Consider the following 9,656-nt stretch of genomic DNA (forward strand, 5'->3'; position numbering starts at 1 on the left):
TGCTGCCCTTTTTCAACTCCGCTACAGCATGGTCAACAGCCCTTGCCGTTAAAGCCATATAGGTAAGCGAAGGATTCTGGGTGGAAGTGGACACCATGCAGGCGCCATCGGTCACCAGCACGTTCTTGCAAAGGTGCAACTGGTTCCACCTGTTCAGTAAAGAGGTTTTGGGATCATGGCCCATGCGCACCCCGCCCATCTCGTGGTTCTCGTTGCCGGGTTTTCGATTGGTATCGCCGGTGCGGATATTTTTGAAACCCGCCTTTTCAAACATAGCCGACAACTCCGTATAAAAATCCTGTTGCATCTTATCGTCATTGTCATCGTAGCCCACCGAAAAGCGCAACTGCGGCATACCGTATTTGTCTTTCTTATCCGGGTCAAGGCGCAAAGTGCTGGTTGCTTTGGGAATGGTTTCGCCCATCATCTGCGCCGATATCTGCCAGGGACCTAAATCCTTGCTCATAATGTTGCGCTTCAGGCTTTCGCCAAAATCATCGCCATAAAGCGTATGCGAACGATCGGAATGAATGGAAGCACTATAACCACGCAGGAAATCCGCCTCTTGTTTCAACAGGTTGCGGAACCGGGGCATATAACCCGATGTAGGCCTGCGGCCATCAGTAGTAAAATCTTTCAACCCATCGTAATCGGCCATCACGCGGCCCCGGAAGGAATGAAAGGCAATATGGGTGCCCATCAGGCCATTATCATTTCCAAGGCCATTTGGGAAGCGGTTCGAAGTGGAATTGAGCAGCACCAGGTTGGAGTTCATGGCCGAGGCATTTACCGAAACAAGGCGGGCGCCATACTCCGTGATATTGCCGGTCTTTTTATCAATTACCCGCACGCCTACAGCCCTTTGTTTTTGCTCATCGTAAATTACGGAGTGCACAATGCTATCGGTAAGCAGGGTAAACTTACCCGTCTTCTTTGCCCAGGGAATCGTGGAGGCGTTGCTGGAAAAATAGCCACCAAAGGGGCAGCCCCTTTCGCAGATGGTACGCCGCTGGCAGGTAGCGCGGCCCTGCTGGTAGTGGATGTCTTTTGCCTCCGAAATATTAGCCACCCTGCCGGTGATGATGTGCCGGTCTTTATAGGCAGCCTTTACCTTTCCCTGGAAATGCTTTTCGGCACAGGTCAGATCGAAGGGCGGGAGGAACTCGCCATCAGGCAGGGACGCCAATCCATCGCGGTTGCCGCTCACGCCAATGAAGCGTTCCACATGGCTGTACCAGAGTGCAATATCCTTGTAGCGGATGGGCCAGTCCACGGCATAGCCATCACGCAAGGGGCCGCCAAAATCGTAGTCGCTCCAGCGCTGCGTAGCCCTTGCCCACAACAGGGAGCGGCCACCCACCTGGTCGCCACGCACCCAGCTGAATGGGCGGTCCTGTATATACTCCTGCTCTGCATCTTTCTTTAAGAAATGCAGGGTGCTTTCGCTAAAAATATAGTGGGTATTGGTGGATGGATACTGGTCGCGGAGTTCCTGGGGCACGGTGCCACGGTGGGCAAACTCCCAGGGCATCATGTTGGTGGTAGGGTAATCCTTAATGTGGTCCACATTGCGGCCGCTTTCAATCATCAGGGTCTTCAGCCCCCGCTCGGTAAGCTCCTTGGCAGCCCAGCCGCCAGTCATGCCCGAGCCAATCACAATGGCATCATATTCCTGTGCAAACCTGCTCATACGTTACCGTTTTTTTTACAACCATTAAATCTGCCGGGCACCAGCTCGTAGGGGTGCACCTTGGTAAGTACATACTCCGAAGTTTCATAACCCCGGATGGTGAGGCGGCGCACCTGGTCTACAAAAAACCTGAGATCGGCAGGTGCCTCCTTGCTGTCGCGGATGGTGCGCAGCAGCTGTACCTGCTGTGGTGTGGCATTACTGGCAAAAGCAAGGGAGCTCTGTTTTTGCGCAAAAGGTTCAAACAGCGCCAGCCCGTTTTGAAAGCGCTGCTGGTCAACGGGAGCGGCACAATCGTCCATCATCTTCAACACAAACTGGTGCAGGTTCAGCGCCTTGGCGCCGGGTGTATCGGTAGTGGGAATAACAGCTTCGGCAAGGGCCGCTACCAGAGCTTCCTCGGCCGCGGAAATGCGCAGGTGCAACAGGGGCACTTCGGTGGCGCCGGCAGCATTCACCAACGCCGGGGCGATGAGCATACCGCCACCAGCCAGCAGCACTTGTTTGATCCAGACTCTTCGGTGCATGTAATCAATTTTGTAAAGGCAAACAACCAGCGTTCAGGGGAGCAACAACAGGTTGGATAATGTGGTTTCTAAGCTAGGATTTTTATCGGTACTGACCGCGTAAAAAATGCAGGCAACAGCAGGAGGAAGTATCCTGTACACTAACTACTACCATGCAAGGGTCTGCAATGGTAATACAATAGGAAAGCAGGATTGAAATAAGCCCGTAAAAACGAACAGGCTTCAGCTTTTCATTCCCCTTAAATCCCTTACTTTTAAACCGCTTGCCCTTCTAGTAATCTTTCCAAAAACCCACATCCATGAACAAGTATCTGATGAAATGGGCAGCGCCTGTGGTGTTGCTTGTTTCAGGGCTGTGTACGCATGCACAAACCAACTCCGAACCAACTGCGAAACCCTATTTTGCCGAACCCGCACTTTCGCCCGATGGCCGCGAGTTCGCCTTTACCTCGGGCGGTGATATCTGGACCGTTCCGGCCGCTGGTGGCGAAGCCCGCCTGCTGGTATCGCACCCCGACAACGATGGGCGGCCGCTGTATTCGCCCGATGGCAAATTCCTGGCCTTTACTTCCACCCGCACGGGCAATGGCGACATTTACTTACTCAACCTGGCTACCAGCGAACTGAAAAGGCTTACCTACGACGATGGCGCCGACGAACTCAGTGCCTGGTCGGCAGATGGCAAATACCTGTATTTTGCCACCAGCAGCCGCGAGGTTTCGTCCATGCGGGACATCTACCGGGTACAAGCTGGCGGGGGCACGCCCATGCCGGTGAGCAACCGCCGCTATATGAGCGAATTCTTTGGTGCGCCCTCCCCCGACGGCAAAACACTGGCCTTTGCCGCCCGTGGCATTGCCGCACAACAGTGGTGGCGCAAAGGCTCCAGCCACCTCGACGAGTCGGAGCTATGGCTGCTGCACGAAGGCAAAACGCCGCGCTACGAACAACTCACCGAACGTAAGGGCAGGGAACTCTGGCCTATGTGGAGCAGCGATGGCAAGACCCTCTATTATGTATCGGATGTATCGGGTGCGCAAAACCTGTGGGCGCTCCCGGTGGGCGGCACACCAAGGCAACTCACCACCTTTACAAACGGCAGGGTGCTGTGGCCGGCCATTGGCAACAAAGGCCAGCAGATTGTTTTTGAAAAAGAATTCGGCATCTGGTCCTTCGACCTTGCCAGCGGCAAAGCGGCACCCCTCAATATTGCACGGCGGGGCGCACCTGCAGCATTGGGCACCGAGCACCTGCGGCTGAGCAACGGCTTTCGTGATATGGCGCTTTCGCCCGATGGCAAAAAGGCAGCCTTTATTGCCCGTGGCGAAGTATTTGTGGCTTCGGCGAAGGACGGCGGCGATGCAGTGCGTATCACCAACACCGGTGCTACCGAAAGCAGCATCAGCTGGGCACCCAACAGCAATAGCATCGTGTATGTGTCGGAACGCAGCGGTGCCGCCAACCTGTACCAGTACGATTTTGTGACCAGCAAGGAAACACAACTCACCAGCACAAAGGACGAAGATGCCGCTCCCCTCTTTGCCCCCAACGGCAAACAGCTGGCTTTTATCCGGAATGGTAAAGAATTGAAAGTACTGGACCTGGCAACCCGCAAAGAAACGACCGTTACCACCGGCTATTTCGGCAGGCAGCCTTTTGCCGCCAACGGCCGCATCTGCTGGTCGCCCGATAATAAATGGCTGGCATTTGCCGGATACGGTGCCAAATCTTTCCGCAATATTTACGTGGTGCCTGCGAGCGGCGGCAATGCCACGCCGGTATCTTTCCTGGCCAACACTTTTGGGGGCTCGCTTAACTGGAGCGCCGATGGCAGCTACCTGCTGTTCACCACGGCACAGCGCACCGAAGACGCCAATGTTGCCCGCATCGACCTGGTGCCCCAAAGCCCCCGTTTCCGCGAGGACCAGTTCCAGCAACTCTTTTCGGAAACTCCTTCCACACCCACCTCGCTCAACACCAAACCGGCGCCTGAAAGCAAACCCGCCGACAGCCTGGCCGCTGCCACAACAGCGAAAGGAAAGAACGAGGTTAAGATCATCACCGAAGGGATCCGCCAGCGGCTAAGCCTGCTACCCCTGAACGCGGATGTAAACGAGCAACTCCTGAGCAAGGACGGTAAGACCCTGCTGGTGATCGCCAATATTGCCGGGCAAACCAACCTGTATACCTACTCGCTGGACGAGCTGGCCAAAGAGCCCGCCGTGCTCACCCAGGTCACTGCAACACCCGGCTTCAAATCGAACCTGCAAATAACAAGGGATGGCAAAACCGCCTACTACCTGGAACAGGGCCGCATTCAATCGGTATCGCTGGACACAAAAGCAGCAAAGCCGGTAGCAGTAACTGCCGAACTGGATGTAGATTTCAACAAGGAAAGAACCGTACTGTTCCGCCAGGCCTGGGAAGCGCAGCACAAAGGCTTTTACGACTCCACCTTTCATGGCGCCGACTGGAACGCGGTGTATACGCAATACGAACCTTATGCCGCCGGTGCCGGCACCCCCGACGAACTGCGCCGGGTGATCAGCCTGATGGTGGGCGAGCTCAATGCTTCGCACTCGGGCATCTCCGCACCGCCGGCAGGTGCAAGCTTCACCACCGGCAGGCTGGGTCTTTATTTCGACCGCGAGGCATACGAGGACAAAGGATTGTTCCTGGTAACAGAAGTGGTCAACCTTGGCCCGGCAGCTATTACCGGCAGGGTTAAAGCCGGCGACTACCTGCTGGCTGTTGACGACAAGCCCATACCCGCAAATACAGACCTTGCCCAATTGCTGGAAAACAAGGGAGGCAAAAAGCTGACACTCACCTTCAGCAACAGCACCTCGGGTAGCAACCCGTTCAAGGTAAGCCTGCGACCCGTGAACACCGCCACCGAAAAAGGCCTGCTGTACAAGCAGTGGGTGCAGGAGCAGCGCGAATATGTTGCCCGGGTAAGCAAGGGCCGGCTGGGTTATGTGCACATGTACGACATGTCGCAACAGTCGCTTGACCAATTGTACCTGGACATGGATGCAGAGAACCATGCCCGCGAAGGCGTGGTGGTGGATGTGCGCAACAACAATGGCGGTTTTGTAAATGCCTATGCCCTTGATGTGCTGGCCCGGAAAGGTTATATGACCATGCAGGTGCGTGGATTGCCCCAGGCACCCGCCCGCACCCAGCTGGGACAAAGAGCACTGGAAGCACCAACCGTGCTGGTTACCAACCAGCACTCGCTTTCCGATGCCGAAGACTTTACCGAAGGTTACCGCACATTGGGTCTGGGCAAGGTAGTGGGCGAACCTACCGGCGGCTGGATCATTTATACCTCCAGCACCACCCTGCTGGATGGCTCCACGCTGCGCCTGCCTTTTATCAAGGTTACGGATCACGAAGGCAAGAATATGGAACTGGCACCCCGTCCGGTGGATATTCCCGTATCGCGTTCCTACAACGAAGGAAATGGTAAAGACAGCCAGCTGGATAAAGCCGTTGAAGTGTTGCTGAAGTCGTTGGAGGATGCAAAGCTTTCGAAGCGGTAATCAGGGCAAAAGAAAGCTGCAAGCAACAAGCTGCAAGCAACAAGCTGCAAGCAAGAGCGTATGACTTTCTGATACAGCCACACATCGCAATTTCCATAAACCATACCGTTGCTGACAATGAAATGCCCGCCATTTATTTGGCGGGCATTTTTGCATTCTTTGGATCAAATACAATTTGAGGCTTGTTGTAAACCGTTGAAACGGTTTTAAGAAATTGGCGATTGTTCCAAACCCACGGTTAAAACCGTGGGCTAGCAATCGTTGGCGGCACATGATGAAAAGATTGCAATCCTGCCGTTTTTGTTTATACCCATTAAAAGATTACCGGTGAAAAGCTGCAAGTTTTGAATAACATGCCACAAGCTCACTTGGCTTACTCTCATTTTTGCCTACAAAACAAGGCTGTACAAAACTATAACCTACTTAGCACCATTGTAATTTACTTGCAGCTTAAACCCTGGCACCTGAAAAACACACACTGCCATCCTAAAGCATCACCATACAGTTTAAGATCTTAGCTCCATGCCTAGCCCACAGTTTCAACTGTGGGTAATGCACGGAAACGTTGCAAACAGGAAACCGTTTCAACGGTTTCCCTACAACTCGATATAGCTTATTACATCATTTCCGCAATGCCGGAAACAGCGCCGGTGGCTTGCGATGCAAGGTTCCCTGCTCGTAGGAATAGGTAAGCCGGATCAGGGTAGGTTCGTCGAATGGACGGCCCAGAAACTGCAAGCCAGCGGGCAGGTTGTCCCTACTGAAACCCATGGGCACTGTAAATGCAGGCTGGCCCGTATGCGGCGCAATGACCTGGCTGTTGTCGCCCTTATATTCCTCAAAGGCTCCTACATGCGCCGGCGGGTTGTTCCAGGTTGGATAGATAAGAGCCCCAACACTGTACCGATCCATGGCCTGTACCACCGCATTACGAAAAGCAATACGGCGCCTGTCGGAATAAGCATCACCACATACATCGGCAGCTACGGTATCGGCATGTTCCAAATGGTATTGCAGGTTGTCTTTGATGTAAGGCGCATATTTACCGGAGGCAAGAATATCGGCAACGGTTTTTACCGGGGGCGCAGGGGTCAGGCTACCCAGGTAAGTATTGATGTCCTGCGCAAATACAGAACACCACTGGTTTGACGACAAACTATCAAAATTGGGTACCACAACCGAGTCCACCACCACAGCACCCAACCTGCGCAGGTCGGCAATGGCCTGTTCAAAAAGCGCCTTAATCTGCGGGTCGGGGTTGCGCTCGCTGAGGGTGCGCAGCACGCCGATGCGGGCACCTTTCAGGGCGTCCTTCTGCAGGTAGGCAGTATAGGTTTCCGGCAGCCGTCCCCTGCTGTAGCGGGTGAGTGTATCCTGCGGGTCATAACCTTTCAGCACATCCAGCATGCGGGTGGCATCTTCCACGGTGCGGGTCATGGGACCGGCTACATCGTTGCGCAGGTACAGCGGAGCAACACCAGCCCGGCTCACCAACCCAAGTGTAGTACGGAAACCCACCAATGCATTATGCGACGAAGGACCGCGGATGGAGTTGCCAGTATCAGTGCCGATACCTACCAGGCCAAGGCTGGCGGCAATGGCTGCTGCCGTGCCGCCACTGGAACCCGCAGGCACATAGAGGAGGTTATAGGGATTGAGCGTTTCACCCGCCAGCGAACTGATGGACACCATCGGGCTAAAAGCCCATTCCGCCATATTCGATTTTGCCAGCACAATGGCGCCGGCGTCTTTCAATCGCTGCACCAGGGTGGCATCGCTGTCGGGTACATAACCCTTGAGTGCAAGGGAGCCGGCAGCCGTTTGCAAGCCCGCCGTATTCACATTATCCTTTACAATCACGGGAATACAATGGAGGGGCCGCATCAGGCCGGTACGCCGCCACTCAGCATCCAAACGGCGGGCAATGGCCAGCGCTTCAGGATTAGCGACCACGATGGCATTGAGCTTTGTTGGCTGGTCATAAACACGGATGCGCTCCAGGTAAGCCCCCACCAGTTGTTCGCAGCTGCATTTACCGGTACGCAATGCTTCCTGCGCACCTGCAATGGTGATTTCCACAGGATCGAAGGCGGGTGCATTTGCTGTAACTGCCTGTTGCACTTTGGGCGCACAACCACCCAACAGCAACAGCAGGATCGGCCACAAAAAAGCTTGTATTCTGTTTTTCATATTCTTTATAAAGGAACACCCATTTACCAACAATTAGGGGCAAAAAGCAGGTAAAAATCGTTTTCATATGCACCATACCCTTAAATTCACTGAATTCACATCCGGAGCAAAACATGAATAAAACACTCACCCAATTATTGCTGGCAGCCGCCTGCACCACCAGCTTTGCCCAACAAACTCCTCCTGGCCTTTCTGCCATCCGCACCGCCGAACTGAAGAAGGATTTGTACGGCATGGCTGATGCCCGTTTCAAAGGCCGCTCGGCCGGCACCGTTGACGAACTGAAAGCAGCCGCATGGACTGCCGACCTGTACCGATCCATTGGCCTCAAACCCGCTGGGGATGATGGCACTTATTTCCAGTATTTCGATATGGTTCGCAATGAGGTTTCGCCGCAATCGGGCATCCGCATCAATGGTAAAAACTACGCTTTATGGCAAGAGGCTGCCGTGGCACAGATGGCCAATGCTTCGTTGGATGCACCCATCACCTACCTGGGCAATGCATTGAATGTAGACACCAGCAATGCCGATGTAAAAGGCAAGGTTGTGGCCATTGAAGCCAATGGCAAAGACATCAACCTGGATGTATCCCTACCCACCTGGCGCTACAGCCGCTATATCTACCAGAAATACGGCGCACCATTAGTACGCAGGGGCGCTGCAGCCATTCTTTTTATCGCCGACGATTATGCAGAAAAAGCATGGGCCGACGCAGCGGAAAACTTTAAGAGGGGCAGCTTCGACATTGAAGGCGGACCGGCTGCCAATGTTACCACCACGGTTCCGGTGATTTGGCTGCACCAGGCGGCAAAAAATGAGTTGACCAGCGGCAATGCACGCCTGCAGGCCAACATCATTTTACAGCAGTACCGATATCCTTCTGCAAACATTGTAGGCATCATACCAGGATCTGATCCTGTGTTGAAAAACGAGTACCTGCTGTACAGCGGCCATACCGATGCACATGGCATCCGCAACATCATCAAGGGCGACAGCATCTATTATGGCGCTGATGATAATGCCAGCGTAAACGTGGCCATGCTGGCCTGCGCCCGGGCCTTTATGCAAAGCAAACCAAAACGCTCGGTGATCTTTGTGATTCATGGTGCGGAAGAAAGAGGCCTGCTGGGTTCCCGCTATTTTGTTTCCAAACCCACCGTTCCGTTGGATAAGATTGTAACGGTGCTCAATGGCGATATGATCGGCCGCAAACACCCCGATAGTGCGGCTATTTTGGGATCACAGGTCCCCCACCGCACTTCGCTGGAACTGGTGAACATGGCCATGGCTGCCAACAACGAAGGACCAAGGTTTAAACTCGATACCCTTTGGGACAAACCCACGCATGTGGAAGGCTGGTATTTCCGCAGCGATCACCTGCCTTATGCCCGCCTGGGTATTCCGTCGCTGATGTACACCACCCTGCTACACCCCGACTACCACACTCCGCAGGATGATGCCGCCCGAATTGATTATGACAAATTGAAAAAGATGACGGACTGGATGTACCGCACCGGTTATAAAGTAGCCAATGCCGCCAAGGCACCGGCAAGGGACAAGGATTTCAAACTGGAACGATAAGCCCATAAAAAAGCCGCAGATGAAATATCTGCGGCTTTTTTGTTTCAAGTGCCTCCCCCTTTTAAAAGGGGCCCGCCTGAAACAACTTTACACCTTAGTATTCGGGGGGGTTTTCCCGCCC

At 54.0% G+C, this 9,656-nt stretch carries 5 protein-coding genes; 2 read left to right on the top strand and 3 right to left on the bottom strand.

Features of this window, described 5'->3' with window-relative positions; all coding sequences use genetic code 11:
• Together BUE76_RS19600 and BUE76_RS19605 are read right to left on the bottom strand one after the other, a co-directional pair.
• Window positions 1-1,690, bottom strand: a 1,690-nt coding sequence (locus tag BUE76_RS19600) for a GMC oxidoreductase (protein WP_076026748.1), incomplete at its 3' end; no start/stop codon positions are given.
• A complete protein-coding gene (locus tag BUE76_RS19605) occupies window positions 1,687-2,217 on the bottom strand; it encodes a gluconate 2-dehydrogenase subunit 3 family protein (protein ID WP_083596575.1) in 531 nt (176 codons plus the stop codon). The genes BUE76_RS19600 and BUE76_RS19605, both read right to left, overlap by 4 nt.
• 299 nt (window positions 2,218-2,516) lie before the next feature.
• Between BUE76_RS19605 and BUE76_RS19610 the strand changes: the two genes are divergently transcribed.
• A complete protein-coding gene (locus BUE76_RS19610) occupies window positions 2,517-5,762 on the top strand; it encodes a S41 family peptidase (RefSeq protein ID WP_073044665.1) in 3,246 nt (1,081 codons plus the stop codon).
• Between the two features lie 621 nt (window positions 5,763-6,383).
• Here the strand turns inward: BUE76_RS19610 and BUE76_RS19615 are convergent.
• Window positions 6,384-7,952: an amidase gene (locus BUE76_RS19615; RefSeq protein WP_073044663.1), complete on the bottom strand. Its 1,569-nt coding sequence runs from the start codon at window positions 7,950-7,952 to the stop codon at window positions 6,384-6,386.
• Window positions 7,953-8,065: 113 nt separating this feature from the next.
• Between BUE76_RS19615 and BUE76_RS19620 the strand changes: the two genes are divergently transcribed.
• Entirely contained in the window at window positions 8,066-9,535 is a 1,470-nt protein-coding gene (locus BUE76_RS19620; RefSeq protein WP_073044661.1) for a M28 family metallopeptidase, read from the top strand.
• Window positions 9,536-9,656: the final 121 nt, after the last annotated feature.

The organism is Cnuella takakiae, from assembly GCF_001953305.1.
Classification (GTDB): Bacteria; Bacteroidota; Bacteroidia; order Chitinophagales; family Chitinophagaceae; genus Flavisolibacter; species Flavisolibacter takakiae.